22 protein-coding genes are annotated in these 26,243 nt (G+C 73.2%); 8 read left to right on the forward strand and 14 right to left on the reverse strand.

Translation table 11 applies throughout. The annotated features are described in order from the left end of the window. Positions 1–6 precede the first annotated feature (6 nt). The 3 genes from ACIRS4_RS06710 to ACIRS4_RS06720 are packed head-to-tail and all read right to left on the reverse strand — an operon-like array spanning position 7 to position 2,737. A complete protein-coding gene (locus ACIRS4_RS06710; protein WP_404190950.1) occupies positions 7–525 on the reverse strand; it encodes a hypothetical protein in 519 nt (172 codons plus the stop codon). Next, a complete protein-coding gene (locus ACIRS4_RS06715; protein ID WP_404190953.1) occupies positions 522–2,048 on the reverse strand; it encodes a sensor histidine kinase in 1,527 nt (508 codons plus the stop codon). Before ACIRS4_RS06715 ends, ACIRS4_RS06710 begins: the two co-directional genes overlap by 4 nt. Further along, complete coding sequence (locus tag ACIRS4_RS06720; RefSeq protein WP_404190956.1) at positions 2,045–2,737, reverse strand: response regulator; 693 nt, start codon at positions 2,735–2,737, stop codon at positions 2,045–2,047. Before ACIRS4_RS06720 ends, ACIRS4_RS06715 begins: the two co-directional genes overlap by 4 nt. A gap of 140 nt (positions 2,738–2,877) precedes the next feature. Between ACIRS4_RS06720 and ACIRS4_RS06725 the strand changes: the two genes are divergently transcribed. Together ACIRS4_RS06725 and ACIRS4_RS06730 are read left to right on the forward strand one after the other, a co-directional pair. Beyond that, a complete protein-coding gene (locus ACIRS4_RS06725) occupies positions 2,878–3,777 on the forward strand; it encodes a DUF3152 domain-containing protein (RefSeq protein WP_404190959.1) in 900 nt (299 codons plus the stop codon). Positions 3,778–3,878: 101 nt separating this feature from the next. Further along, the gene (locus ACIRS4_RS06730) at positions 3,879–4,742 is read left to right on the forward strand and encodes a phosphotransferase enzyme family protein (protein WP_404190962.1); all 864 of its coding nucleotides are present in this window, start codon (positions 3,879–3,881) and stop codon (positions 4,740–4,742) included. A gap of 28 nt (positions 4,743–4,770) precedes the next feature. Here ACIRS4_RS06730 and ACIRS4_RS06735 read toward each other — a convergent pair whose 3' ends face one another. Both ACIRS4_RS06735 and ACIRS4_RS06740 read right to left on the reverse strand, forming a co-directional pair. Beyond that, positions 4,771–5,493, reverse strand: a complete 723-nt coding sequence (locus ACIRS4_RS06735) for a 3'-5' exonuclease (RefSeq protein WP_404190965.1) — start codon at positions 5,491–5,493, stop codon at positions 4,771–4,773. 118 nt (positions 5,494–5,611) lie between these two features. After that, complete coding sequence (locus ACIRS4_RS06740; RefSeq protein WP_351092278.1) at positions 5,612–6,850, reverse strand: SAV2148 family HEPN domain-containing protein; 1,239 nt, start codon at positions 6,848–6,850, stop codon at positions 5,612–5,614. Positions 6,851–7,399: 549 nt separating this feature from the next. Here ACIRS4_RS06740 and glgX point away from each other — a divergent pair. The 3 genes from glgX (at position 7,400) to ACIRS4_RS06755 (ending at position 13,365) form a co-directional block, all read left to right on the forward strand. Continuing rightward, the gene (gene glgX / locus ACIRS4_RS06745; protein WP_404190968.1) at positions 7,400–9,517 is read left to right on the forward strand and encodes a glycogen debranching protein GlgX; all 2,118 of its coding nucleotides are present in this window, start codon (positions 7,400–7,402) and stop codon (positions 9,515–9,517) included. A gap of 124 nt (positions 9,518–9,641) precedes the next feature. Next, positions 9,642–11,987 (forward strand): malto-oligosyltrehalose synthase, encoded by a 2,346-nt coding sequence (treY, locus tag ACIRS4_RS06750; RefSeq protein ID WP_404190971.1) that lies wholly within the window; start codon positions 9,642–9,644, stop codon positions 11,985–11,987. A 124-nt stretch (positions 11,988–12,111) separates the two neighbouring features. Next, entirely contained in the window at positions 12,112–13,365 is a 1,254-nt protein-coding gene (locus tag ACIRS4_RS06755) for a M14 family zinc carboxypeptidase (protein WP_404191093.1), read from the forward strand. A 39-nt stretch (positions 13,366–13,404) separates the two neighbouring features. Here ACIRS4_RS06755 and ACIRS4_RS06760 read toward each other — a convergent pair whose 3' ends face one another. Together ACIRS4_RS06760 and ACIRS4_RS06765 are read right to left on the reverse strand one after the other, a co-directional pair. Beyond that, on the reverse strand, positions 13,405–13,596 hold the full coding sequence (locus ACIRS4_RS06760; protein ID WP_404190974.1) for a hypothetical protein: 192 nt from the start codon (positions 13,594–13,596) through the stop codon (positions 13,405–13,407). Positions 13,597–13,682: 86 nt separating this feature from the next. Beyond that, on the reverse strand, positions 13,683–14,234 hold the full coding sequence (locus tag ACIRS4_RS06765; protein ID WP_404190977.1) for an FHA domain-containing protein: 552 nt from the start codon (positions 14,232–14,234) through the stop codon (positions 13,683–13,685). Between the two features lie 186 nt (positions 14,235–14,420). Between ACIRS4_RS06765 and treZ the strand changes: the two genes are divergently transcribed. Next, on the forward strand, positions 14,421–16,166 hold the full coding sequence (gene treZ, locus ACIRS4_RS06770) for a malto-oligosyltrehalose trehalohydrolase (RefSeq protein ID WP_404190980.1): 1,746 nt from the start codon (positions 14,421–14,423) through the stop codon (positions 16,164–16,166). A gap of 21 nt (positions 16,167–16,187) precedes the next feature. Here treZ and ACIRS4_RS06775 read toward each other — a convergent pair whose 3' ends face one another. Continuing rightward, on the reverse strand, positions 16,188–17,174 hold the full coding sequence (locus tag ACIRS4_RS06775) for an aminoglycoside phosphotransferase family protein (protein ID WP_404190982.1): 987 nt from the start codon (positions 17,172–17,174) through the stop codon (positions 16,188–16,190). A 50-nt stretch (positions 17,175–17,224) separates the two neighbouring features. Continuing rightward, positions 17,225–18,352 (reverse strand): aminopeptidase P family protein, encoded by a 1,128-nt coding sequence (locus ACIRS4_RS06780; RefSeq protein WP_404190985.1) that lies wholly within the window; start codon positions 18,350–18,352, stop codon positions 17,225–17,227. Between the two features lie 254 nt (positions 18,353–18,606). Here ACIRS4_RS06780 and ACIRS4_RS06785 point away from each other — a divergent pair, with 254 nt between their 5' ends. After that, a complete protein-coding gene (locus tag ACIRS4_RS06785) occupies positions 18,607–19,362 on the forward strand; it encodes a metallophosphoesterase (RefSeq protein ID WP_404190988.1) in 756 nt (251 codons plus the stop codon). A 13-nt stretch (positions 19,363–19,375) separates the two neighbouring features. Here ACIRS4_RS06785 and ACIRS4_RS06790 read toward each other — a convergent pair whose 3' ends face one another. From ACIRS4_RS06790 to ACIRS4_RS06810, 5 genes are all read right to left on the reverse strand, one after another. Then, the gene (locus ACIRS4_RS06790; protein ID WP_404190991.1) at positions 19,376–20,032 is read right to left on the reverse strand and encodes a PDZ domain-containing protein; all 657 of its coding nucleotides are present in this window, start codon (positions 20,030–20,032) and stop codon (positions 19,376–19,378) included. A gap of 20 nt (positions 20,033–20,052) precedes the next feature. Continuing rightward, entirely contained in the window at positions 20,053–22,221 is a 2,169-nt protein-coding gene (cyc2, locus tag ACIRS4_RS06795; RefSeq protein ID WP_404190994.1) for a germacradienol/geosmin synthase Cyc2, read from the reverse strand. A 121-nt stretch (positions 22,222–22,342) separates the two neighbouring features. Further along, the gene (locus ACIRS4_RS06800; RefSeq protein WP_404190996.1) at positions 22,343–23,527 is read right to left on the reverse strand and encodes a damage-control phosphatase ARMT1 family protein; all 1,185 of its coding nucleotides are present in this window, start codon (positions 23,525–23,527) and stop codon (positions 22,343–22,345) included. Positions 23,528–23,554: 27 nt separating this feature from the next. Continuing rightward, positions 23,555–24,205, reverse strand: coding sequence for a ScbR family autoregulator-binding transcription factor (locus ACIRS4_RS06805; protein ID WP_404190998.1), 651 nt, complete (start codon positions 24,203–24,205; stop codon positions 23,555–23,557). 67 nt (positions 24,206–24,272) lie between these two features. Further along, positions 24,273–25,175: a ScbA/BarX family gamma-butyrolactone biosynthesis protein gene (locus tag ACIRS4_RS06810; RefSeq protein WP_404191001.1), complete on the reverse strand. Its 903-nt coding sequence runs from the start codon at positions 25,173–25,175 to the stop codon at positions 24,273–24,275. A 172-nt stretch (positions 25,176–25,347) separates the two neighbouring features. Here ACIRS4_RS06810 and ACIRS4_RS06815 point away from each other — a divergent pair, with 172 nt between their 5' ends. Further along, positions 25,348–25,995 carry a ScbR family autoregulator-binding transcription factor gene (locus ACIRS4_RS06815; protein WP_404191004.1) on the forward strand — a complete coding sequence of 216 codons (648 nt, stop codon included), beginning with the start codon at positions 25,348–25,350 and terminating at the stop codon, positions 25,993–25,995. Positions 25,996–26,243: the final 248 nt, after the last annotated feature.

Consider the following 26,243-nt stretch of genomic DNA (forward strand, 5'->3'; position numbering starts at 1 on the left):
TGTCCATCAACCCGCCTGACAGCTCCCGCCGGTTCCGCCGACGTCGTGACCGGCCGCGTCCTGGACGGTCACCGGCGCCGGGGCGCCGCCCGGGTCGGCGACGCGCTGTGCCGCGAGAACCGTGCAGATCAGCTGGGCGGCCGCCAGCTCGCTCAGCTGATCCACCGCTCGCGTCAGTTCGATCGTCACCTGGACGCCCTTCGTCCGCACCCGGAGGAGGTCCGGGCCGGCCGTGCGGGTCGTCGTGCGCCCCGGCGGCAGCAGTGTGGTGAAGCGCTGGGCGCGTTCCTCCGGCGTCGGGCCCCGGAGCAGGGCGTCGACGGCGGACTCGACGCCGACCGGCCGGACGGTCCTGCGCGGCACTTCGACGAGGGCCTCGTCCACCACGAAGTAGACGCTTGCCCGCGGCACGACTCCGCTCGCGGGGCCGCCCGCCTCGATCACGCCGGTCGTGGGAATGCCGCAGGAGGCGAGCGCGGCCAGCGCCGGCAGGCACAGCAGGACGGGTCGGTGCACGGATCTCACGGTCGGCTCTCCTCGGGCCAGGGCCCCTCCGGGCGCAGCGGGATCTCGACGGTGAACACGGCGCCGCCCTCGGGCCGGTTGGCTGCGCGGACGGCGCCGCCGTGCACCCGGACGTTCTCGGCGGTGATCGCGAGGCCCAGACCGCTGCCCTCGGTGCGGGTGCGGGCGGCGTCGGACTTGTAGAAGCGCTCGAAGACATGGGGCAGCACCGTCTCGGGGATGCCGGGCCCGCTGTCCAGCACCTCGATGACGGCGATCCTCCCCCCGGCGCCCGCGCCCCTCTCGCTCGCGTCGTGCCGCTCCCGCAGGCACAGCCGGACGGGGCGGGCGCCGTGCCGCAGCGCGTTGCCGACCAGATTGGCGACGACGACGTCGAGGCGGCGCGGGTCGACGCGTCCGCGCAGAACGCCGGGCGGCGGCAGATCGGTCTCCACCAGATCGGTCCAGGCGCGGGCGGCGAGGGTGCGGCACAGCGACTCGGCGAGGTCGATCTCGTCGAGGTGCACCACCGCCGCGCCCGCGTCGAAGCGGGAGATCTCCATCAAGTCGTCCACCAGCCGGGCCAGTTTCACGGTCTCCTGACTGATCAGCCGGACGGCGGTGGCGGTGTCCGGGTCGAGGCGGGCGGCGTCCTCGTCGAGGACGTCGGTGACCGCCGCCATGGCGGCCAGCGGAGTGCGCAGTTCATGGGAGACGTCGGCGGCGAACCGGCGGGCCCGGGCCTCCATGCCGCGCAGTTCGGCCACGGACTCCTCCAGGGCGGCGGCCGTCTCGTTGAACGTGTGCGACAGATCGGCGAGTTCGTCCGATCCATGGACGGTGAGCCGGGTGTCGAGTTTCCCTTCGGCGATGCTGCGGGTGGCGTGGCGCAGGGCGCGCACCGGGCGCAGCACCCCGCGTGCGGCGAGCAACGCGAGCAGCACCGCCAGCGCCAGGGCGGGCACGGTGGCCCGTTCAGCCGCGTCCACCAGGGCGTCGACGTACGCCGCTTCGGTGATCTGCGGCACCGTCAGATAGACCTGCACGCCGCTGGCGGTCGCGCCCGCTCCGCCGGCCGTGTCGTAGGTGATGGGCATGCCGACGACGAGCGCGGTGTGGTCGCCTCTTCGCACCCGCTGGAAGACGGTGGCCGTACGGGAGCTCACCGCCTCGCGCAGGGCGGGCGTCAGTTCGGGGAACGGGTCGTTCGGGGTGGAGGTGGCGCGCAGCGCACCGTAGGCGACCAGGACGCGCCAGGCCCCGGTCGGGTCGACGGAGGCCACCTCGACCGCGAAGTCCTCCAAGTCGTCCTGCTCGGGCGGGAGGTCGATGACGACGCTCAGTCCGTCGACCTTGTCGCGCAGCAGTTTGATCACGGTGTCCTGGCTCTGCTGGAGCACTCCGGTGCGCGCCTCGCGGAAGGTCAGCGAACCGGTGGCGGCGGCGGTGAGGGCGGCGACGAGCGTGAAGGCCACCACCAGCCTGGTGCGCAGACCGAGCAGGTGGGGGAGGTGGAGCCGGGCGGCCGGCAGGGCCCGCCTCACCGGGACGCGAACCGGTAGCCGAAGCCGCGCACGGTCTGGATGTAGCGGGGCTCGCGCGGGGGTTCGCCCATCTTGGCGCGCAGTCGTCTGACACAGGCGTCCACCAGCCGGGCGTCCCCGTGGTAGCTGTGCTCCCAGACCGCTTCCAGGAGTTGCTGCCGGCTGAACACCTGGCCGGGAGAGGCGGAGAGGGTGAGCAGCAGGCGCAGTTCGGAGGGGGCGAGCGCGACGGGCGCGCCCTGCCAGGTCACGGAGAGTCCGGCGCGATCGATGGTCAGGTCGCCGTAGGTGTCGATCCTGGGTATGCCGCCGTCGGCGGGCGCTGCGGCGGCCCGGCGCAGCACGGCCCGGATGCGGGCCTCCAGCACCCGTGCCTGCACCGGTTTGACGACGTAGTCGTCGGCCCCGGACTCCAGTCCCACGACGATGTCCTCGTCGTCGCCGCGCGCGGTCGCCATGACGATCGGCAGGGTCTGGTCGAGGGCGCGCAGCGCTCGGCACACGTCCAGGCCGGGCATGCCGGGCAGCATCAGGTCCAGCACCACGACGTCCGGCCGGAAGGACCGCAGCCTCTCGAGCCCCTCCTCGCCGGTCACGGCGACGGCGACCTCATGGCTCCGGCGGCGCAGGGCGAGGGCGACCCCTTCCCGTACGGCCCGGTCGTCTTCGATCAGCAGCACGCGTGACATGGGCTCAGTATCCGTACGCCGGAGCGCCGTTCGGATTTCTGTTACCGGATGATCATATGGATCTGCGGAGCATGGGCCGTTATTGGTTCGTTATCATTCGAGCCAGATTCGATCACATCACGATCACAACCTGGACGACCATGAGCACGCACCGATCACATTCCACCCGTCGCCGTCACCGTCGGGGCGGCTCCACTCCCGCCTCCGGGCGGCGGCGCATCGGCGCGCTGTGGGCGGGGCTGGCCGCGCTCACCGTCCTCGGAGCCAGTGGTTTCGCGGTCGCCGGATGGGCGGACGACGGCGGGAAGGCGGCCGGGAGCCGTGGCTCCTCCCCCGCACCGGTCCGGCCCACCGACCGGTTACCGTCGACCCCCTCGCCGTCCGGCCCGTCCGCCGCTCCGTCCGCCCGTCCGTCCGGCCCGGCCGCCGCCGGCTCAACGGCTCCACCCGCGGCGTCCCCCTCCACGCCCGTCATCCCGCCCACCGGCCCCGGCACCTTCGTCGTCGCCCGCGGCAGCGGCACTCAGGCGGGGAAGGGAAAGGCGCTGCGCTACCGGGTCGAGGTGGAGAAGGGTCTCGCGCTGTCCGCCGCGGATGTCGCCCGGCAGGTGGAGGGCGTCCTCGCCGACCGTCGCGGCTGGACCGCCGACGGCCGCTCGGCGTTCCGGCGGGTGTCGGGCGGCGCCACCGACTTCGTCGTACGGGTCGCGACGCCGGGGACCGTGGACAAGATCTGCGGTCGGTTCGGGCTGGACACCGGCGGCGAGGTCAACTGCAACGTGGCCGACAACGTCATGGTCAACCTCAAACGCTGGCTCCTGGCGACGCCCGTCTACGCCAAGGACGTGACGGCCTACCGCGCCCTGATCATCAACCACGAGGTCGGCCACTTCCTCGGCCACGGCCACGTCGACTGCCCCGGACCGGGCCGCCCGGCCCCCGCGATGATGCAGCAGATCAAGGGCATGCGGGGCTGTGTGCCCAACGTGTGGCCGTACGACGGGAAGGGACGGCTCCTGACCGGCCCTGCGCTCACCTGAAATCCGCCCCCACCTGTGCGAATGCGAGACTGGCCGTCGGATGCCCTGAGGCCGGCGCGCCGGCCGGGCGACGGGGCACGCGAGCGACACGGAGGCGGACCATGGACGAGGCACGCGCGCGGGGCGTACTGGCCGCGGCGGGGGTGCTGCCCGGCCTGGCCGGGGACGCGCGGCTCCTCGCCCTGGGCGAGAACGCGGTGTTCGCCGCCGGCCCCCTGGTGGTGAAGGTGGGTCGCGACGCCGAACTCCTCGACCGGGCCCGCCGCGAACTGGACGTCGCGGCCTGGCTGGAGGAGGCCGGCGTCCCCGCAGTGCGCGCCGCCGAACCGAGCGCCCTGCTGGTCGAGGGCCACCCGGTGACGGTGTGGCGCCGGCTGCCCGACCCCGTACGGCCCGCCGAACCGCGTGATCTGGCCGGCCTCCTGCGCGTGGTGCACGCCCTGCCGGCTCCCCCGTTCGCCCTGCCGCCGCGCGACCTGCTGGCCGGCGTGGAGCGCTGGCTGCGGCTCGCGGGCGACGCGATCGACCCGGCGGACGCCGCTTTCCTGCGCGAGCGCCGGGACGGTTTCGCGACGGCCGCCGCCGCGCTCACCCCGCACCTGCCGCCCGGCCCCGTCCACGGCGACGCCCTGCCCCGCAATGTGCACATCGGCCCGGACGGCCCGGTCCTGGTGGACCTGGAGACCTTCTCCGCCGACCTGCGCGAGCACGACCTGGTCGTCATGTCCCTCTCCCGCGACCGCTACGGCCTGCCCTCGGACGCCTACGACTCCTTCACCGCCGCCTACGGCTGGGACGTGCGGGAGTGGGCGGGATGCGGTGTGCTGCGAGGTGCGCGCGAGACGGCGAGCTGCGCCTGGGTCGCCCAGCACGCGCCGAGCAACCCCGCCGCCCTGGCCGAGTTCGAGCGCCGGGTGGCGTCGCTGCGGGACGGGGACGAGACGGTGCGCTGGTACCCGTTCTGAGGACCGCCCCGCTCGGGGACGCGGCCGCTCAGACCGGCTCGTCGGCGGGCTCCTTGACCGGCCAGGTCCCGTCGACCACCGCCTCGGTGTCGCCCTTGCGCCGCAGGAAGGCCTGGAAGTCGGCGGCCCATTCGGCGTACCAGTCGATCTGCCTGAGGTGCAGCTCCGCGGGGCCGAGGCCGGCGACCTTGGAGTGCCGCTCGGCTATCGCGCAGGCCAGACGGGCCGCGGCCAGCGCGTCGGCGCAGGCGTCGTGCGCCGCGTCGAGGACGACGCCGTACTCGGCGCAGACCGCTTCGAGGTTGCGTTTGCCCCGGCGGTAGCGGTCGGCCCAGCGGTCGATGGTGTAGGGGTCGACGACCGGGGCGGGGGCGCGGCCGCCCAGCCGCTCGCGCAGCGACGGCAGGCCGTGCCGCCTGAGTTCGGCGGACAGCAGCGAGAGATCGAAGGCCGCGTTGTAGGCGACGACCGGCACGCCGGTCTTCCAGTACGTCACGAGGACGTCCGCGATGGCGTTCGCGACCTGGTCGGCCGGTCGGCCCTCGGACGCCGCCCGCTCGTTGCTGATGCCGTGGACGGCGACGGCGTCGGCCGGGATCTCCACACCCGGATCGGCCAGCCACTCCCGACGGCCCAGGACCTGCCCGCCCTTGACCTCGATCACGGCCCCTGTGACGATGCGCGCCTCGCGCGGATCCGTGCCGGTCGTCTCCAGGTCGAAGCCGATGAGCAGCTCTCGGTGCCAGGCCATGGTGGCCCCCCTTCTCGGTGGTGCTTTCCCCCAGTGGTCACCACCTTCGCACGCACCACTGACAATCAGAGGGCCGCATTCCGGTTGCCCGGCCGACTCGAAGGAGGAACCGGGAGGTTCAGGACACCGGCCGCGAATCCACCCAGGCGAGCTCGAACTCCTCGCGGTACGCCCCGAAAAGCCCGCCTTCATCCGTCTCGCCCGATCTGACCACCCGGCTGCCGTTGCGCAGCACCAGCACCGGCGCCTCCATCCCGCGCATGCGCCGCAGATACGACTGCACGACCGCCACGCCGTCGGTGCCGTCGCCGTCGACCAGGTAGGCGGTGAAGCGGGGCGTCTCGTCGTACACCTGGATCTGGAAGGCTCCCGGGTCGCGCAGCCGGGAGCGGACCCGGCGCATGTGCAGGATGTTCATCTCCACCGACCGGCTCAACTCGCCGCGCTTCATCCCGAGTTCACGCTCTCGGCGCTTCACCGCGCTGGAGGCGGGGTTGAGGAACAGCAGCCGCACCCGGGCGCCGGCCTCGGCGAGCCGGATCAGCCGGCGCCCCGAGAAGTTCTGCACGAGCAGGTTGAGGCCGATGCCGATCGCGTCGAGACGGCGGGCGCCGTCGAAGATGTCCTCGGCGGGGAACTGCCGCATCAGCCGCACCCGGTCGGGGTGGACGGCCACCACGTCCGCGTACCGGTCGCCGACGAGGTCCTCGACCGCGTCGACGGGCAGCCGGCGCGCGGAGGGCACGTCGCCGCCCGTGCCGAGCGTCTCCAGCAACCGCGCGGAGGCGCGTTCGGCCTGGCCGAGGACCGCCTCGGACAGGGCCCGGTTGCGGGAGACGACGTTGCGGGTCACCTCCAGCTCGTCCAGGGCGAGTTCCACGTCGCGGCGGTCGTCGAGGTACGGCTCGAAGCAGGGCCAGTGCTGCACCATCAGCTCGCGCAACTGCGGCAGCGTGAGGAAGGAGATGACGTTGTCGTCGGCCGGGTCGAGCAAGTAGCCCTTGCGGCGGCTGACTTCGCGCACGGCGACCGCGCGGTGCACCCATTCCTGTCCGGCGGGTCCGGCCGCGGCGACCACCCAGTCGTCCCCGTGGACGGGTTCGTAGATGGGCCGCAGCACGGCCGACACGACCGCGCGCAGCCGCTGTTCGACGAGGTTCAGCCAGATGTAGGCCCGGCCGGCCCGCTGGGCGCGGGTGCGGACCTCGCGCCAGGCGTCGGCGTCCCAGTCCAGCTCCGGTCCGATGGCGCCCTCCATCGGACGGGCCAGGGACACCGTGCCGGAAGGGACGTCTGTGGAGGAGCCGCCCTCGTGACCCTCGTCACCAGGGGGCAGCTCCAGCCCTCCCGAGCCCACCCGCGTACCGCCTTCCGCTCCCCCGGGCACCCTGGTCCCAGCGTCGTTCCCGGCGCCTCGGCGCCAGTGTTCTTCCTACGATCTGCCAACGATCAAGGAAGGGTACTCCGCGAGCGGTCGGCGGTGCAGCCGGATGCACAGGTCGTTTCCCAACTGCTCGGCCCGTTGAGCGCGTTCTGCCCCACCGGTGCGGCCGGAGTGATCGGATTCATGACGCTCTCGGCACGCGGGACGAACGGCGGGTCCTGCCGGCGGACCCGCGCGGACCGTCGGCCACCACCGCGCGCGGCACGGCGCGATCCGAGGCTCGCCCAGGTCAGGGGCGGGCGGGAGCCTTCCCGCCGGCTCGCCCCCGACAGATCTCGCCGCGCCGGGGGCCGGCGGGGAGACGGCTTCGCCGCCGGCCTGCGGCTCGTACTTGTCGTACCGGGGTGAAGCGGACGACGTGCCGGGTGAAGAGGCCGCGCCGGTGTTTACCTTCGGTACTTTCCGGGAGACTCGATGGCAAGGGACCCCCAGCGGGACGGCACACCTGAAAGAGTCGTATCCATGCAGGTCTGGCCTGGAGAGGCATACCCCCTCGGCGCCACGTACGACGGCGCCGGCACGAACTTCGCGGTCTTCACGGAGGCCGCGGACCGAGTAGAGCTGTGTCTGCTGCACGACGACGGCTCGGAGACGGCGGTGGAACTGCGGGAGAGCGACGCCTTCGTGCGGCACGCGTACCTGCCGGGCGTCATGCCGGGACAGCGGTACGGCTTCCGTGTGCACGGCCCGCACGCACCCGAGCGCGGACTGCGCTGCAACTCGGCGAAGCTGCTGCTCGACCCGTACGCGAAGGCGGTCAGCGGATCGGTCCGCTGGGGCGAGGAGGTGTACGGCTACCACTTCGGCTCCCCCGAACGGCGCAACGACCTCGACTCGGCGCCCCACACGATGACGTCCGTCGTGGTCAACCCCTATTTCGACTGGGGCGACGACCGCAGCCCCCGTACGGAGTACCACCACACGGTGATCTACGAGGCGCACGTGAAGGGCCTCACGATGCGCCATCCGGGGCTGCCGGAGGAACTGCGCGGCACCTACGCGGCCCTCGCGCACCCGGCGATCCTCGAACACCTCACCGAGCTGGGCGTCACGGCGCTGGAGCTGATGCCCGTACACCAGTTCGTCAACGATCACCGTCTCGTCGAGATGGGCCTGAACAACTACTGGGGCTACAACACGATCGGCTTCTTCGCCCCGCACAACGCGTACGCCTCCTGGGGCGACCGCGGACAGCAGGTGCTGGAGTTCAAGTCGGCGGTGCGGGCGCTGCACGAGGCGGGCATCGAGGTCATCCTCGACGTGGTCTACAACCACACCGCCGAGGGCAACCACCTGGGCCCGACGCTGTCCTTCCGGGGTCTGGACAACCCGCAGTACTACCGGCTGGCCGACGACCCGCGCTACTACATGGACACCACCGGGACCGGGAACTCGCTGCTCATGCGGTCCCCGCACGTGCTCCAGCTGATCATGGACTCGTTGCGGTACTGGGTGACGGACATGCACGTCGACGGGTTCCGCTTCGATCTGGCGGCGACCCTGGCCCGGCAGTTCCACGAGGTGGACCGGCTGTCGTCGTTCTTCGACCTGGTGCAGCAGGACCCGATCGTCTCCCAGGTGAAGCTGATCGCCGAGCCGTGGGACGTGGGCGAGGGCGGCTACCAGGTGGGGAACTTCCCGCCGCTGTGGACCGAGTGGAACGGCAAGTACCGGGACACCGTGCGGGACCTGTGGCGGGGCGAACCGCGCACGCTCGCGGAGTTCGCCTCCCGGCTGACCGGCTCCTCCGACCTCTACCAGGACGACGGGCGGCGCCCGCTGGCCTCGATCAACTTCGTGACCTGCCACGACGGGTTCACCCTGCACGACCTGGTTTCGTACAACGACAAGCACAACGACGCCAACGGGGAGGACAACCGCGACGGCGAGAGCCACAACCGGTCGTGGAACTGCGGGGTGGAGGGCGAGAGCGACGACCCCGAGGTGCTGGAGCTGCGCGCGCGGCAGATGCGCAACTTCCTGGCCACGCTGATGCTGTCCCAGGGCGTGCCGATGATCAGCCATGGGGACGAGGTGGCGCGCACCCAGCACGGCAACAACAACGCCTACTGCCAGGACAGCGAGCTGGCCTGGGTGGAGTGGCCCGAGCCCGGCGGGGAGGGCGGCGAGCTGCTCGACTTCACGCGCGCGGTGGTGCGGCTGCGCAAGGAGCACCCCGTGTTCCGGCGGCGGCGCTTCTTCCACGGGCGGCCGGTGGAGGGCACCCACGACGACCTGTCGGACATCGCCTGGTTCACTCCGGAGGGCAAGGAGATGACCCAGCGGGACTGGACGTCGGCGCAGGCGTCGGCGCTGACGGTGTTCCTCAACGGCAACGCGATCTCCGAGCCCGGGGCGCGCGGGGAGCGGATCAGCGACGACTCGTTCCTGCTGATGTTCAACGCCTCTCCGCGTCCGCTGGAGTTCGTGGTCCCGGTCGACCACGGCCGGCAGTGGCGGGTCGTCGTGGACACGGCGAACCCGGCCTCCGTGTCGGGGGACGAGGCCGTCGAGGTCGCCGCCGGCGACCGGCTCACCCTGCCGGACCGCAGCATGACGGTCCTCCAGCGGCCGGCCTGAGAGCAGGGCCGGCGGGGCCCCTCAGGCCGCGTGGGGCGGGCGGGGCCCCGGGGTCCCGCCCGCTCCGTCTGTTCGGGCGGCTCGGGGTGTCAGGAAAGGGGTTCGAGAGGGTACGTAGGGTTTCATGACCTCTGAGCGTGTCGGACCCGTCGTGCCCACGGCCACCTATCGCCTTCAGCTCCAGCCCCGGTTCCCGTTCGGCGCCGCCGCCGCGGCCGTGCCGTACCTGGCCTCGCTCGGGGTGTCGCATCTGCACCTGTCGCCCGTGCTGGAGGCGGTGCCGGGCTCGCCGCACGGGTACGACGTGGTGGACCACACGCGCGTGCGCGAGGAGTTGGGCGGCGAGGAGGGACTGCGGGACCTCTCGCGCACGGCGCGGGAGCACGGGCTCGGGCTGGTCGTGGACATCGTCCCGAACCACATGGCCATGGCCCCGGCCCACAACCGCGCCCTGTGGGAGGTGCTGCGGGAGGGCCCGAAGTCGCCGTACGCGCGCTGGTTCGACGTCGACTGGGAGGCCCAGGGCGGCCAGGTGCTGCTGCCGGTGCTCGGCGGACCGCTGGGCGACGTGCTGGACGAGCTGCGCGTCGACGGGGACCTGCTGCGCTACTACGACCACGTCTTCCCGCTGCGCGAGGGCACCGGGGACCTGCCCCTGCCGCAACTGCTGGACGCGCAGTGGTACCGGCCGGTGTGGTGGCGGCTGGCCCGGACCGAGCTGAACTACCGACGGTTCTTCAGCATCTCGGAGCTGATCGGGGTGCGGGTGGAGGACCCCGAGGTCTTCGAGGCCACCCACGCCAAGATCCTCCAGCTGCTGCACGAGGGCGTGGTGGACGGCCTGCGCGTCGACCACCCCGACGGGCTCGCCGACCCCGGCGGCTACCTGGAGCGGCTCGACGAGGCGAGCGGCGGCCGCTGGACGGTCGTCGAGAAGATCCTCGCGGACGGAGAGCGCCTCCCGGACGCCTGGCCGGTCGCCGGCACCACCGGCTACGACGCCCTGCGTCACGTCGACGGCCTGTTCACGGACGCCGGGGGCGCCGGGGAGCTCCAGGACCTGTACCGGCGTCATGCGGCCCCTCGGCCGGATGCGGGCGGCGACTGGCCGGCGACCGCGCGGCGGGCGGCGTACGCGGTGCTCTCGCACGAACTGGCCGCCGAACTCGACCGGCTGACCCGCACGGCGGTGCGTGTGTGCGCCGCCTCCTGCGACCCCGCGCTGCGCGACCGCGCGCCCTGGGCGCTGCGCACGGCGCTGGTGGAGCTGCTGGTGCGGATGGAGGTCTACCGGCCCTACGGCTCGGGCGACGCGGCCGCCGTCGTCACGGAGGAGGCCGCCGAGGAGGCGCGCCGCGCCTTCGCCGTGCCCGAGGAGGCGGGCGCGGTCGACGTGGTGCGCGCCCTGGTGCTGGGGCGCGGCGAGGGCCCCGCGGCCGTGGAGTTCCGGGCCCGGTTCGCGCAGACGGCGTCCGCGCTGCGGGCCAAGTCGCTGGAGGACACGGCGTTCTACCGGTACGTGCCGCTGCTGTCGGCGAACGAGGTGGGCGGCGATCCGGGCCGGCAGGGGGTGTCCCCGGCCGCGTTCCACGCGTACTGCGCGCGCGTGCAGCGTGACTGGCCGGCCGGCGGGACGGTCGTGTCGACGCACGACACCAAGCGCAGCGCCGACGTACGGGCCGCGCTGGCCGTGCTGTCGGAGTGCCCGGGGCGCTGGGCGCGGGTGCTGGAGCAGGTCACGGGCGCGGCGGAGGACGCTCCGGACGGGCCGACGGCGTGGGCGGCCTGGCAGACGGTGTTCGGGCTCGGCCCGGCAAACGGGGAGCGCGTCCGGGAGGCGCTGCTGAAGCACGTGCGCGAGGCGGGGCTGCACACGAGCTGGACGGAACAGCGACCGTCGTACGAGGAGGCGGTGGCGGCGTTCGTCGCGGCGGGGCCGTGCGGGCCGCCGGGCGAGCGGGTGGCCGCGCTGCGCGGCGCGCTGGAGCCGCACATCCGGGCGAACGTGCTGGGCACGGCGCTGGTGCACCTGACGATGCCGGGTGTGCCGGACGTCTACCAGGGCACGGAGGACGAGTACCTGGCGCTGGTCGACCCCGACAACCGGCGTCCCGTCCGGTTCCCGCCGGCGGATCCGGGCGTCAAGGCGCAGGTGAGCGCTGCGGCGCTGCGGCTGCGCCGGCGGCGGCCGGAGGCCTTCGGCACATCGGCGACGTACGAGGCGCTGCCGGCCGAGGGCCCCGCCGCGGAACACTGCCTGGCCTTCGCGCGTTCCGGCCGGGCGGTGACGGCGGTGACCCGTCTGTCGCTGCGGCTGGCGGAGGCGGGCGGCTGGCGTGACACGCGGCTGACGCTGCCGCCGGGGCGCTGGGCCGACGTCCTGTCCCCGGGACGGGAGTTCACCGGGCACACGCGCGTGGAGGAGCTGTTCGAGCGGCTGCCGGCGGCCCTGCTGGAACGGGTGGACTGACCGGGGCGGCGGTCCCCCGAACGTGCTCCCGGGTGTCTCCCCGACGGCTCCCCGGAGGCGTCCTTGACAGGGCCCGGAGTCCGTGGGGTACTGCGGATGCGAAGGCCGGGCGGACATGACGGGGGTGAGTCTCCTGCCGGAGCTGCGCTACCCCACCGTGACACAACTGACGTCCCGGGCAAGGGCGTTGGCGGCGTCACGCCCCGGGCTGTGCACGCTGCGGCAGGTGGGGACCTCGCGAGCCGGCCGCCCTCTGCATCTGCTCTCGGTGGGGCACGCCCGGCGGGCGGTGCTGGTCGTCGCCGGGGCGCACGCGAACGAGCCGACAGGCGGCCCCACGCTGCTCGCCGTCGCGCAACGGGTGGTGCGCGAGGGGGAGTTGCGGGACGGCACGTCCTGGCACTTCCTGCTGTGCGCGGACCCCGACGGGGCCAGTCTGCATATGACGCCCGCGCCGCGCAGCCTGCTGGAGTACCACCGGGGGTTCTTCCGGCCGGCGGGGCCGGAGCAGCCGGAGTGGTCGCCCGCCGTGCTCCCGCCCGACCGGCTGCCGCCCGAGACGCGGGCGCTGACCCGTGTCATCGACGACCTGCGGCCCTACCTCCAGGTGACCTTGCACGGCACCGACCTGGGCGGCAGCTGGGTGCAGTTGACGAGGGACATACCGGGCCTGGCCGAGCCGTTCGCCAAGTCCGCGGCGCAGTGGCACATCCCGGTGGAGACGGGCCCCTCCGATGCGGCGGGCTGGCCGGCGTCCGGGCCCGGCGTGCACGTGATGCCCGGCCCTGGGGCGCGTGCGGCGTACCCGAGCCTGCCGGACGACGCCCGGCACAGCACCTGGTACCACGCGCACCGCTACGGCGGTCTGACGGCGGTCGTGGAGGTGCCGATGTGGGCGAGCGACCTGGTGGACGACCCCGCGCCGCATCCGGCCCCGGCGGCGGCGATACGGCGTCTGGCGGACCGGCTGCTGCGGGACGCGGCCGAGGTCCAGCTGCTGCTCGCGGACGCGCTGCCGCGCCTCGAGGGCGTCGACGGGCCGCTGCTGAGGGCGGCCCGCTGGACGCTGGAGCTGACGCCGGGCCTGGCCTCGGACTGGGTCCACACCGCGCCGGCGGGCACCTCGATGGCGTACGTGGGCAGCGTGGACGCCTTCGCCCGCCGGCTGCCGCTGCGGGCCGCGGCCATGCTGTGGCGGGTCCTGCGGGAGTCCGACGACCGCGCCGCTCCGCGTCTGGGGCGCCTCGTCGAGACCTGGAGCGGCACCTTCGCGGAACGCTTCCGCGCGCGCTGGGTGCCGTTGGAGCACCAGGTCGAGCACCAGTCCCGGACGGTCGTGGCGGCGGCCCTGCACGCGCGCGAGGGCGCGGCGCGGTGAGCACGGCACCGGTGACGGGGCGGCAGGGCGCGCGGTCGTCTACGGCAGGCCGGGCACGGCGGACTCCGGGACGTCGTCGTAGGGCTTCTCGTAGTCGCCCTCACCGACGGGCAGTTGACGCCAGTCGCCGGGGATGCCGGCCTCGGCGGGGGTGACGGCGCCGATGGAGAGCAGCAGGGCGGCCGCGCCGGGGAGGGCGGCCATCAGGTGCGGCGTAGGAAGGGGGTTCATGCCCGGTGCATCGGCACGACGGGCCCGGTTCCCCAGTCCCGCTCACCCGATCGTGCGGCGGCGGGTGGCCCGGCGGGACGCCGGGGTCAGGTCGTCGAGAGGCGGAAGGCCATGCGGCCGAAGGCGACCATGTCGCCCTCCCGGACGACGGCCGCGCCGATGACGCGGCGGCCGTTGACGGTCGTGCCGTTGGTGGAGCCCAGGTCGCGCAGGACCCACATGCCGCCCTGGCGTCTGAGCTCGGCGTGCACGCGCGAGACGCTCTCGTGGTGCAGCCGCAGGCCGTTCACCGGGTCCCTGCCGATGCGCAGGGCGTACGCGGTGTCGGGGTGCGGCAGCAGCAGCTTGGGCAGCCGCTCGGCCTGCCAGGCGCGGCGCAGCCGGACGCCGAAGCCGGAGACCGCCTCGACGGCGCCGAAGACGACGCGGGAGAAGCGGCTCTCCTTGGGCAGGTCGGCGGTGAGGGCGACGAGCTCGTCGGAACGGCGGGCGGCGAGCGCCAGCTCCATGCGGCGGATGAACGTGTCGTGCGACAGCCGGCCCAGCGCGACGCCGTCGCGGAGCTCCTTCAGCGCCCGGTCGCGCTCCGCGTCCGAGAGCCGGGCGGGCGAGGTGTTGAACTCGAAGGACGACGTCACGCTCGTGATTGTCGGTCAGCGGACCCCGGGTGTCCAGAAAACGGGAGAACGACAGCCGCGCACGCCCGTTCCGGCGCCCGCGTCGCGACACCTTCGGGCAAGCGGAGCGTTCCGAAAGCGGATTGATCCCGTTTGGAGCACGATGGGACCGGCTACATCCCGGTGAGCAGACGAAGGGGACCGTCCGTGCAGTTCGAGGTGTGGGCACCGCAGGCCGAACGTGTGACGCTCCAGTGCGACGGGGTCACGCGCGCGTTGGAACGCGATCCGGACCGGGCGGGCTGGTGGACCGGTGAGGCGGAGGCCGCCGACGGCGCCCGCTACGGCTTCGCGGTGGACGACGGGCCCGTGCTGCCCGATCCGCGCTCCCGCCGTCAGCCGGACGGCCCCGACGGGCTGAGCGCGGTCGTCGACCACGGCCGCCACACGTGGCGTGCGCGGTGGGCGGGCCGTCCGCTGGCGGGCGCGGTCCTCTACGAGCTGCACGTGGGCACGTACACGCCCGAGGGCACCCTGGACGCGGCCGCGGACCGGCTCAGGCATCTCGTCGAACTCGGTGTCACGCACGTCGAGTTGATGCCGCTGTGCCCTTTCCCCGGCCGGCACGGCTGGGGCTACGAGGGCGTGTCGCTGTGGGCGGTGCACGAGCCCTACGGCGGGCCTCAGGCGCTGATGCGGTTCGTGGACCGGGCGCACGAGCTCGGCCTCGGCGTCGTCCTGGACGTCGTGCACAACCATCTGGGGCCGTCCGGGAACCACCTGCCGGCCTTCGGCCCGTACTTCACGGACACCCATCACACGCCGTGGGGCTCAGCCGTCAACCTGGACGCGCCCGGTTCGGACGAGGTCCGCGCGTTCCTGCTGGGCAGCGCGCTGGCGTGGCTGCGCGACTACCGGCTGGACGGGCTGCGTCTGGACGCGGTGCACGCGCTGGCCGACACACGCGCGTACCCGTTCCTGGAGGAGCTGGCGGAGTCGGTGGACGCGCTAGCCGCGGAGACGGGCCGGCCGCTGTTCCTGATCGCCGAGTCCGACCTGAACGACCCCCGGCTGATCACGCCTCGCCGGGAGGGCGGCCTGGGCCTGCACGCGCAGTGGAACGACGACTTCCACCACGCCCTGCACACCGCCCTGACCGGCGAGTCCCAGGGCTACTACGCCGACTTCGCGCGCGACCCGTTCGCGGCGCTCGCCAAGACCCTGACCGGCGGCTATTTCCACGACGGCACGTACTCCAGCTTCCGGGGCCGCCACCACGGCCGGCCGCTGGACCGGACCAGGCTGCCCGGGCACCGGCTCCTCGGGTACGGCCAGACCCACGACCAGGTGGGCAACCGCGCCCAGGGCGACCGGCTGTCGGCCTCGCTCTCCCCCGGCCTGCTGGCCTGCGCGGCCGCACTGATCCTTACGTCCCCGTTCACGCCGATGCTGTTCATGGGCGAGGAGTGGGCGGCCGGCACGCCCTGGCAGTTCTTCACCGACCACACCGACCCCGAGCTCGCGGAGGCCGTACGGCGCGGCAGGCGCAGGGAGTTCGCCGCGCACGGCTGGGCCGAGGAGGACGTGCCCGACCCGCAGGACCCGGCGACGCGCGAGCGTTCCTGCCTGGACTGGTCGGAGCCGGACCGCGAGCCCCACGCACGCGTGCTGGAGTGGTACCGCCGGCTGATCGCGCTGCGGCACGAGCAGGCCGATCTGACCGACCCCGACCTGGCCGACCTCAAGGTCGCCCATGACGCGCGGGCCCGCTGGCTGGCCTTCCGCCGGGGCGACGTCCGGGTGGCGGTCAATCTCGGCAAGGACCCGGCGGCCATCCCCCTGGGCACCCGCCCCGCCCGGGTGCTGGCGGCCTGGGAGCCGGTCGAGGCCCCGGGCCCGGACGGGCTGCTGCAGGTGCCCGGGGAGGCGTGCGTGGTGCTGGAGCAGGACTGAGGCGGTGGCTTCGGGCGCCGGTCAGAGCTCCGGGTCGCTGCCGTCGTCGTCCTCTCTCAGCTCGGTCACGCGTTCCAGCAGGATCGCCTCCCAGGCCCTGCGGAGCCGGGTGCGCAGCAGGGGCAGGGGGGCGGCGGAGCGGCCGTCGAGTCGGTCGGCGAGGCGCAGGACGGTGTCACAGCGGGCCAGCCACAGGCCGCGCAGGCAGGGGCGGGCGCCGTAGCCGGTGAGGGTGGCGGCGCGGACGGCGGCGCCGGAACCGACGGCGAGGGCGAGAGTGGCGATGTCCTCGGCGGGGTCCCCGAGGACCGTCCGGGACCAGTCGAGGACACCGCGCACCCTGCCGTCGGGGCTGACCACGAGGTGCTCGCCGGTCAGCGCGTGGTGGACGAGGACGGCGGTGGCGGGCTGGGCGGCGAGCTGGGCCGCGCCGGCCGGGGTCAGCTGGTTCAGCCGGGCGGGGTCGAACTCGTCGGCGCGGGCGAGGCGTCCGGCGGCGGCGACGGCCATGCGGCGCAGCGCCTCCAGGGAGCGCGGGGCGGTGCGCGGCACGCCGAGGGCCTCGGCCTGCCGGGCCGGGACCTCGCGCAGACCGCCGAGCAGCCCGGCGAGGTCGGCCTCGCCGACGGCCGACACGTCGTGCTCCTCGCCGGTGCCGCCCGGCAGCCGGACGTCCAGGGTGTAGGGCAGGCCCGGGGACCAGTCGCCGTGCGCGACGCTGACCGGCACGGCGACCGGCAGGTGCGGGCGGACGAGGTCGCGCAGCCGCAGCTCGCGCCGCCTGCGGTCGGCGGCCTCACGGTCGGCGGCGAGCCGCAGCACGTGGCGGGAGCCGACCCACCAGGTCCGGGCCCCGCCGTCGGCGGCGGGCCGCACGGGTCGCACCTCGGGCCCGGCGGGTCCGCCCGCGCCGCCTCCCCGGGTCCCGCCGTCCTCCTCGCTCTCCTTGAGGAGCGCGAGGACCAGTCGGCGGACGGTGTCCGCGGTGGGGGTGGGTGCCTGGGTCATGGTCGCGCCGTCGCCGTTCGGGGTGGATGCCGGGGATGCCACGGGAGCCTTCAGTCCACTATGACCAGTTCGCGGGTGGTGTCGTTGAGCCGGCGGCCGCCGTCCTGCGTCACCGTGACGATGTCCTCGATGCGCACCCCGAACCGGCCTGGCAGGTAGACGCCGGGCTCCACGGAGAAGCACATGCCGGGCACGAGGGGCTGCTCCTCGCCCTCGATCATGTACGGCGGCTCGTGCGTGGTGACACCGATGCCGTGGCCGGTGCGGTGGATGAAGTACTCGCCGTACCCGGCGCCGGCGATGACCGCGCGGGCGGCACGGTCGACCTCCTGGCACGGGACGCCGGGCCGCACCGCCCGGAAGCCCGCCTCCTGGGCCTCGCGCACCAGGTCGTGGACCCGGCGTTCCTCGTCGGTGGGTTCGCCGACGTGGACGGTGCGCGAGGTGTCGGAGCCGTAGCCGTCCTTCAGGCCGCCGAAGTCGAGGACGACCATGTCGCCGCGCTCGATGACGCGCTCGCCCACCTCGTGGTGCGGGTTCGCGCCGTTCGGCCCGGAGGCGACGATGGTGAAGTCGACCTGGGAGTGCCCGAACCGCCGCAGCAGGTCCGCGAGGTCGGCCCCGACGTCGGACTCGCGCCGGCCGGCGAAGGGAACCTTCCGGATCTCCTCGAACGTCGCGTCCGCAGCCGCTCCCGCGGCCGCCATCAGGTCCACTTCCGCCGTGTCCTTGACGGCCCGCAGCATGGGCAAGGCCTCGGTGAGGGCGGCGTAGGAGGTGTCCGGCAGCGCCTTCTGCAGGCCGAGCAGATGCATCGCCCAGGCGTTGTCGCTGACGCCGAACCGGCCGCGCGTGTCGAGCAACGCGGCGGTGACGGCGTAGGGGTCCTTGCCGTCGGTCCAGTCCCGCAGGTCGAACGCGGGCGCGCCGACCGCCTTCGCGGCGTCGGGGGCCTCCAGGCTGGGCACGACGAGGACGGGCTCGCGGCCGGGGGCGAGGACGAGCAGGGTGAGCCGCTCGGTGGCGGCGGGAGGCGCGTAGCCGGTGAGCCAGACGAGATCGGGACCCGGCGCCACGAGCAGTGCGGCGAGGCCGGCGTCGACTGCCGCGCGGGCGGCCCGCGCCATGCGGGCCCGGTAGTCGTCGGCGGTGAAGGGCGCGGGCGTACGGCCGGTCATCCGGGCCTCCCTGGGGAGCTGGCGAAGGACGTGTGGCTACGGGCAGCATCCTGCCCGCACAGCGGGGGCCGCGCGAGCCGATTCACACCGGTTCCCGCACGTCACCCCTCTCACTCCGCGCCCACCGCACGCCCTGACCCATCAGGCTAACGGTTGGGGATTGCACTTCCATTAGAGCTAATGGTTAGATCCGTTCACAGCATTAACAGTCCATCAGCCGCAGTGCTCCCCCTTCTCCCTGGAGGCCGACCGCCGTGCTCGTACTCGCCCACATCAGTGATCTGCACCTGGACGGAAGCGCGCGGGCCACCGAACGCGCCGAGCGGGTGCGGGACCGGCTCTGGTCCCTGCCGGGCCGGGTGGACGCCCTGCTGGTCACCGGTGACATCGCCGACCACGGGGCGGAGGCCGAGTACGAGGAGGCGGCCCGCATCCTCGGGCTGCGCGACGGCACAGCGCCCTTCCCGGTGCTGACCTGCCCGGGCAACCACGACAGCCGCGCGCCCTATCGCAAGGCCCTCCTCGGCCGCCCTGCCCACGAGGGGCCGGTCGACAGCGTCCATGTCTTCGACGACGCCGCCGTGCTGATGTGCGACTCCAGCATCCCGGGCGAGGACGACGGCGCGCTCACGGACGAGACCTACGGCTGGATCGAGGAGACCCTCGACGAACTGGGCGCAGACCTGCCCGCGCTGCTCGCCTTCCACCACCCGCCCGTGGCCGTGCACCACCCTCTCCCCGACTCCTTCCGGCTGGGCGACCCCGGCCGGCTCGCCGCCCTGCTGGAACGCCGGCCGGAGATCGCCGGGATCATCACCGGCCACGCCCACACCCCGGCCGCGACCGCCTTCGCCGGGCGTCCGCTGATCGTGGGGCCGGGAGTGACGTGGACGCTGCGGCTGCCCTGGGAAGGCGAGCCGATCGCCGACCGGGACGCGCCGGTCGGGCTCGCCTTCCACGTCCTGGACGACGACCGCAGACTCACCAGCCACTTCCGTACGGTCGCCTGACGCCCCTCCCGGATCAGACCACCACGCCGAGGACCACCGACAACCGCTGTTGCGCACCGCTGCGGTGACGTACCGTCATGTCGACCTTCCGCCCCGGTCCGGCCCGTTCGACCGCCCGGGCGAGATCCGTCGCCGAGTCGATCCGGGTCCGGCCGAACGTCAACAGCACGTCCCCGCGGACCAGACCGGCCGTGTAACCGGGGCCCGGGACATGGACGGCGACGACTCGGGCGCCCCGCTTCCCCCCGTCCACGACTTCGAGCCCCAGAGTGGAGCGCGCGTCGTCCCAGGCGGAGACCGAAGTCCCGTTGCCGCCCGACGACTTGGAGCCGACCGGCGCGGACAGGACGCCCGGCTTCCCGTCCCCGTCCGGCGCGCCCGGAACCTGCGACGCCTCCCGCGCGACCTGGTCCCGCAGTTCCCCCAGCTCCTTCATCGCCACCACGCTCGTCCCGAGCGCGCCGAGGGCCACGCCGGACAGGACCAGGACCGCCCCGGCGAACAGGCCGCACAGCAGGGACGTCGTCCGCCGGCCCGGGTGACCGCAGGCGTGAGGCCGGTGGTCGACACCGCCGTCCGCACCCGCCCCGGTGTCCGCACCGCCCTCACCGCCGCCTTCGCCGGCCTCCTGACCGGGAAGTGGCCTGGGACGCAACACGATCTGCTCCATTTCGCCTCCGCCCGGCTCGCTCAGCCGACCGGCACGGCCGGCAGGGCCGGCGCGCGGTCCGGGAGGAAGCCGTGGGAACGCCGCATCAGATAGGCGGCTTTGTAACGGTCGACCTCGCGGTGCCAGTTCAGAATCCCCGCCAGCCAGTTCTCCAGGTCGGCCACATAACCGTCCATGGCGGCCCGGCCCTCCGCCGGGAGATCGAAGTCGTCGTAGAGGACGGGCAGTTCATGCTCCACGACGTGCTCGAACTGCCGCATGCGCTGGGTCATCAGATCGTGGACGACGCCGAGGGCGGTCGGGTAGTCGCAGCCGAAGAAGTTCTGCACGACGAGGATCGCGTTGTGGATCTCCCCCTCGTACTCGATCTCCTTCTGGTACGAGAAGACGTCGTTGACGAGGCAGGCGTAGTCGATCGCCGCGTTCTCCAGCGAGCGGACGGGGCCGCTGCGGTAGATCTCCGGCGCCACGGCGGGCCCGTGACCCATACGGCACAGGCTGAGGGTGAGGTCGGAGCCGAAGGTGGCGCGGCGCATCTCCAGGTAGTCGACCGGGTCGGGGACACGGTTCTGGAGCTGGTTGGACAACTCCCACACCCAGCTCTCGGTCATCGCGTCGACCGCCCCTCTCAGGGTGCGCCGCTGCTCGGCGTCCATCTCCGCGGTGGTGCGCCCCCACAGGTCGATCAGCGCGCGTTCCATGGCGTTGACGGGGACGACGGCCGGCGCGTCGCCCTCGACGGGCATGCACGCGGAGAGGCGGGCCGTGGTCAGCCGGGCGGCGGCCAGGTCGCGGCGGTGGCCGTAGACGAGCGGGTAGTAGTCGTCGCCGTAGGTGCCGAACGCGAGCCATGCGGCGCTGAGGTCGAGCGCCTCGGGCGTGGCGTCGGGGTCCAGTCCCGCCGAACAGAGCGCGAGGTCACAGGAGGCGAGCTTGTCCTCGTCCCAGACCCCTTCGGACAGCACGCCCATGCGGCGCGACCACTCCACGAGGCGGTGCCGGGCCGCATCGAGGTGCGGGCTCAGCTCCACCTGGAACGGCATGTGGAAGTCGGGCAGCCGGGACGGTCCGACCTTCTCGTACGGCAGGTGCCCGTGGGCGCGCAGCCGCTGCCTGGCGGCCGAGGCGAGCAGCGCGCCGACGTCGGCGGCGGAGGTGCCGGGGCCGGTGAGCCGCTGCCAGGGCGGAGCGGAGGCGGCGGCGCCCTGGTTCATGTAGCGGCTGGAGCGCAGATGCCACTCGTGGCCGCCGGACTGCCAGTCCTGAAGTCCTTTGGTGTAGGCGGCGATCGCGGCGACCTCGTCGGGCCTGAGACCCGACTCCAGGGCGAGTGCGGGCACTTCGGTGAGCGCGGTGTGCTCGAACTGGTGGAGGCGGGAGGTGAGGATGTCGTTGACGGTGTCGGCGGCCTGCTGGGTGGTGCAGCCGAAGAACGTCTCCAGAACGAGCACGCCATTGCTGTTCTCGCCCTCGTCCTCGACCTCGCGCTGGTAGGAGAACAGGTCGTTGCGCAGATGGACGCCGTCGGAGAAGGTCTCCATCAGCACGCGCAGGGGCCGGGACCCGGCCACGGAGGCGGGGACTTCGGCGGTCGCGTACTCGACGAGACCGGCCGACCAGGGGGCGCCGCCCACTTTGCGGCGCATCTCGATGTACTCGACGGGGTTGGCGATCCGCCCCTCGTTGATGTTGGACAGCTCCCACATCGACTCGTTGAGCAGGTGCTCGGTGGCGACGGCGAAGCGGCGGCGCCAGTCGGCGGACATCACCGGGACGGTCCGCCTCCACAGGTCGGCGAGTCCGGCCTCGACCGGGTTGCGCGGCTCGGGCACGGGCGCGGCGAGGTCGAGCGGCATGAACAGCGGCAGCCGGTCCAGGTGGGCCTTTCCGGCGGCCCGGTCCGGGGTGCGTTTGAACATGTCGAGGAAGTGGTCGTCGAAGAAGAAGACCCACACGTACCAGTCGGTGATCAGCGACAGGGCGGGGCCGTCGCAGTCGGGGTGGGTGTAGGCGCACAGCAGGCCGTAGTCGTGCGCCTCCAGGTCGGCCTGCTCCCAGATCCCGGAACCCTCCAGCATGCCCATCTCGCGCGCCCACCGCGTCGAATGGGCGCGTGCCTCGTCGACGTGCGGGTTGAGCCGCGCGGGATACGGCATGTAGAAGTCCGGGAGTTCGAACGGCTGCGTCATGGCCGGGCCCTACCCGCGAGCTCCGACAGCCATCCGCGGGGCGGCGCACGGTCACACCATCGCGTGAACCGGGCGGAACTGCTGACGATCCGGGGCCTCGTGAGGTGCGGCGCGTGGCCGGTCAGGTCCTGGCCTGGATCAGCGCACGGGTCCCGGCGGTGCGCCAGCGCTGCCCCTCCGCGGCGTTCAGGGCCTCCTCGGTCGCGGCCGACAGGCCCGTGATCACATCCGACTTCAATGTGCGCAGGGCGACCACCGGGCCGGGGAAGTGGGCGGTGACCTCCGCGAAGGGGGTCGTGGGCGGCCAGAGCCGGTCGCCCACCAAGCGGCGGTAGTTGAGGTCGCCCTTCATGATCGTGAGGGTGGCGGCGGCGAACTCCGCACACAGGTCGCCGGGCATCTCCCCGTAGGGCAGCGGCGCGGCGGCGAAGGGGTGGGCCCGCAGCGCGAGGGAGCCGTCGGACATAGCGGCCCACAGCCGGCGGCCGTACGCGGCGGCCTCGCCCGGGGCCGCGGTCAGCGTGCGCAGCGCGTCGACGACGTCGGCGGTGGTGGCGTCGGAGACGTAGTAGGGGTACGGCTTGACGTACAGGACGACCCGCCCGATCCGCCCGTGGGCGAGGAGGTGGGCGGCGAGGAGGAGGTCGGGCACGAGTTCGCGGCCCGCGTTGTCGGCGACCAGGCACAGGGTGCCGGAGGCGTCCGAGGAGGCGGGCAGCAGCGACCAGAGGGCCTCGCTGTCGTCGGCGACCAGTCCGGGCGCCGCGGCCCGGTGCCGCGCGTCCGCGTCGGAGAGGCGGAAGCCGAGGTCCGCGCGGTTCCCCCAGAGCGAGCCGTGCAGCAGGGCCCGGGCCCGCTCGTCGGCCGGGCGGGTGGCCAGGCCGTCGAGCGCGGCCAGCTCCTGACCGGTCTCGGGCGCGTCGAGCTCGGCCAGCTTGAACGGACGGAACGGATCGACGCCCTGCCAGGGGCCGTCGCCGAAGTAGCCGACAGCTTGCAGGAGTTGCCGGTAGAAGTAACTCTCCGCCCACAGCCACGGGATGTCGTGCCAGGAGCGCCCGGTGTGAGCGTCGAGCCCCCAGCCCCGCCAGCGCTCCCGGTCGTGGGCGTCCTCGGGCAGTGGCGGGACGACGCCGCCGGCGCAGCTCTCCAGCAGCGCGTCCAGCGCGCCGCGCACCCCGGGATCGTAGGGGAACGCCTCGCAAACCTGTCGGATGATCGCGGGATGCCGCTCGGCCAGCACGCCGTGCGGGAAGGAGCCGGGCGTGTCTCCGAGGATCACGGGCGGGACGTCGTCATCGGACATACCGATCACGGTATCGCGGCCGCCGGCTCACATGACGGCCATGACCTCGTGCTCCAGGCGGGCCGCCAGGGTCAGGTAGCGGGGACGGCGCGGGACAGGGACCAGGCCCCGGATCAGCACGTGCCACATCTCGGCCGTGCGGCGCGGGAGGCGGGCGGCCGGTTCGCGGGAGCGGCCGACGACCCGGGTGCCGACGAAGAAGCAGACCAGGGAGTGGGCGACGGCGTCGACGTCGACGTCCGGATGGATGTCGGCCTCTCTGACCGCGCCGACGAGCCGCCGGGTGACCAGGTCCAGCCATTCCGCGAAGGGGTGCGGCAGGGGCGGCCGGATCGCGACGCCTGAGGTGGCGAGCCGCAGGCCGGCGCGGGTGATCGGTCCCTCGACGGAGAGCCTCGCCATGCCGAAGGTGAGACGCATCAGCGCTTCCAGGGAGGAGCAGCCCCGGTCGTCGATCTCGCCGGCGACCCGGCGGGAGGCCTCGGACTGCAGCTCCAGGATGGCGTGGGCGAGGTCCTCCTTGGCCGCGAAGTGGAAGTAGAGCGCGCCCTTGGTGACACGGGCGTGCTCGACGATGTCACTGAGGCTGGTCGACTCGTAGCCGTGCCGGTCGAAGAGCTCGGCCGCGGCCCTGATGATCGTCGCGCGGGTCTGTTCGGCGCGTAACTGCCTCGCCATCGCCTGGCACTCCTGGCTCTAAAGAACGGGTCATGCCGTTTGTTTCTTACCTCCTGTACACCATAACTCACCGCGCCGCGGTGCCCACCAGACAGTCAAAGACCGCCGACTCCCCTTGTACGCCGACCACTTGCACCCCGCCCCCGGGTCCGTCCCGGGCCTCTATCCAGACAGGTTCGTCCAGCTCGGCGTACTGGTGGAAGCGCGCCCGGTAGGCCACCGGGGGGCGTTCGGCACCGGTGTGCAGACGGGCCGCCTGGCGGGCCGCCTCCAGCAGGAGCATGCCCGGCACATGGTCGAGCGGATGGTCGAAGAAAACGGGGTGTGCGGTATCCACTCGCAGTTGCCAGCGGCCCCGGCTCCCCGCTCCGGCCAGGACGACGTCCGCGGCCAGAGCGCGGCCGACGCCGGCGGCGGGCACCGCCTCAGGGACGGGAACGGTGGCCACGCTGTCCGGGGTGCGGCCGCCGCGCAGCCTGCGGTAGACGGATGCGCTGACGGAGCTGAAGGCGACGTCGGCGGTGGCGACGGATTCGCCGTCGCGCAGGACGCGCGCGCTGTAACGCACCGCGGCGGGGCGCCGGCCCCGGTACCGGACGTCGGTGAAGGCCAGTTCGACCTCCGGCTCGGCGGGCAGCGGGCCGACGCGCAACTTCCCTGCTACGGTGGCGATCCGGAACTCCTGGAGCACGAACTGATGGTCCAGGGGCACGTCGTACTCGGTGTGCGCGACCAGGGTGCCGCTCTGACGGACGGTTTCGACGACGAGCAGCGGATCGTAGGCCGACCGGTCGCAGGACACGTGCACGGCGTGGACGCGCGGCCACTGGGCCGAGACCGAGAAGTGGTCGGTTCCGGTGCGCCGCCAGCCGGTGAGGAACGTCTCCGCGACGGCGGCGCGGTGCACCAGTTGCCGGGCGACGGTCGCCGTGAGGGACGGAGCGTCGGCGAGCTGCCGCGGTCGAGTCATCTCTCTTCCCCCGGAAAGGCCACGGCAGACGGAGATCCGTCCGCTTCGTCGAGCGTTAGAGTACGAGGCGACCGGTTTGTTTTCAATGAGATCAGTCGACGGCATCCCAAGGACGGGCCGCGCCCGCGCGCGATCGCGGGTGAGGCCAACTCGCCGCCGTGAAGGGGCTGTTATGGCAAGACAGGAGCGCGCTATCAGGACGCGGAGAGCGATCCTGGAAGCGGCCGGCGCGGTCTTCGACGAATACGGCTACGCCTCCACCACCATCGCGATGGTCCTGGAGCGCGCCGACGTCACCAAAGGCGCCTTGTACTTCCACTTCCCGTCGAAGGAGGCGCTGGCGCAGGCGGTCCTCGACGAGCAGGTGCCTTTCGGGGCGGTCCCGCCGCAGCCGTGCAGGCTCCAGGAGATCGTCGACATGACGTTCGTCGTGGGCCAACGACTGCTCGACAACGCCTTGTTGAGGGGCAGCATGCGGCTCGCGGTGGACCAGGAGACGCCGTCCGGGATGGACCGCGGCGAGCCGTTCCTGCAATGGACCCGCCGGTTGGCCGAGTTGCTCGAACAAGCTGGCGAACAGGGCGAGTTGCTGCCCACGGTGCGGCCGGGAGCGACGGTCGAGCTGCTGGTGGGCTCCTTCACCGGCATCCAGTTGATGTCACGGGCGCTCACGGACCGGGCGGACCTCGGGGAGCGGCTGGCGGTGATGTGGTCCCATGTGTTGCCGAGCATCGCCGTGCCGGGGCTGCTGCCCGGGCTCGACACCCGGGCCGACCGGGGGGTTCGGGTGCTGGCCTCGCTGGAGCGCGCGGCTTCCTGAGAGCTCCGGACAAAAGTGGAGTCCGATCAGCTCGCGGCGTCCGGTGCGTGCGATCGCTAGGCGCCGGAAGCTCCTCGTGGCGGAGCTACCGGGGGCTTCCGGCAACGCGGCGAGCGTGCGTGCCGGACGCCGCGAGCCGGGCTCCACTTCTGTTCGGAGCTCTGAAGGAGGCTTGCGCGCGCCGGTCCGGGTCGCACGGCGTGCGAGCGGACGTGCGGCGGGCCGGCCGGTGTCCATCCACACCGGCC

Source organism: Streptomyces sp. NPDC101166 (assembly GCF_044768125.1).
Lineage (GTDB): Bacteria > Actinomycetota > Actinomycetes > Streptomycetales > Streptomycetaceae > Streptomyces.

Coding starts and splice junctions, on each gene's coding strand:
- glgX (WP_404190968.1), top strand. CDS start 7,400: ATGCAGGTCTGGCCTGGAGAGGCATACCCCCTCGGCGCCACGTACGAC.
- ACIRS4_RS06735 (WP_404190965.1), bottom strand. CDS start 5,493: ATGGCCTGGCACCGAGAGCTGCTCATCGGCTTCGACCTGGAGACGACC.
- treY (WP_404190971.1), top strand. CDS start 9,642: ATGACCTCTGAGCGTGTCGGACCCGTCGTGCCCACGGCCACCTATCGC.
- ACIRS4_RS06810 (WP_404191001.1), bottom strand. CDS start 25,175: ATGACTCGACCGCGGCAGCTCGCCGACGCTCCGTCCCTCACGGCGACC.
- ACIRS4_RS06815 (WP_404191004.1), top strand. CDS start 25,348: ATGGCAAGACAGGAGCGCGCTATCAGGACGCGGAGAGCGATCCTGGAA.
- cyc2 (WP_404190994.1), bottom strand. CDS start 22,221: ATGACGCAGCCGTTCGAACTCCCGGACTTCTACATGCCGTATCCCGCG.
- ACIRS4_RS06725 (WP_404190959.1), top strand. CDS start 2,878: ATGAGCACGCACCGATCACATTCCACCCGTCGCCGTCACCGTCGGGGC.
- ACIRS4_RS06790 (WP_404190991.1), bottom strand. CDS start 20,032: ATGGAGCAGATCGTGTTGCGTCCCAGGCCACTTCCCGGTCAGGAGGCC.
- ACIRS4_RS06800 (WP_404190996.1), bottom strand. CDS start 23,527: ATGTCCGATGACGACGTCCCGCCCGTGATCCTCGGAGACACGCCCGGC.
- ACIRS4_RS06775 (WP_404190982.1), bottom strand. CDS start 17,174: ATGACCCAGGCACCCACCCCCACCGCGGACACCGTCCGCCGACTGGTC.
- ACIRS4_RS06720 (WP_404190956.1), bottom strand. CDS start 2,737: ATGTCACGCGTGCTGCTGATCGAAGACGACCGGGCCGTACGGGAAGGG.
- ACIRS4_RS06780 (WP_404190985.1), bottom strand. CDS start 18,352: ATGACCGGCCGTACGCCCGCGCCCTTCACCGCCGACGACTACCGGGCC.
- ACIRS4_RS06760 (WP_404190974.1), bottom strand. CDS start 13,596: ATGAACCCCCTTCCTACGCCGCACCTGATGGCCGCCCTCCCCGGCGCG.
- ACIRS4_RS06730 (WP_404190962.1), top strand. CDS start 3,879: ATGGACGAGGCACGCGCGCGGGGCGTACTGGCCGCGGCGGGGGTGCTG.
- ACIRS4_RS06805 (WP_404190998.1), bottom strand. CDS start 24,205: ATGGCGAGGCAGTTACGCGCCGAACAGACCCGCGCGACGATCATCAGG.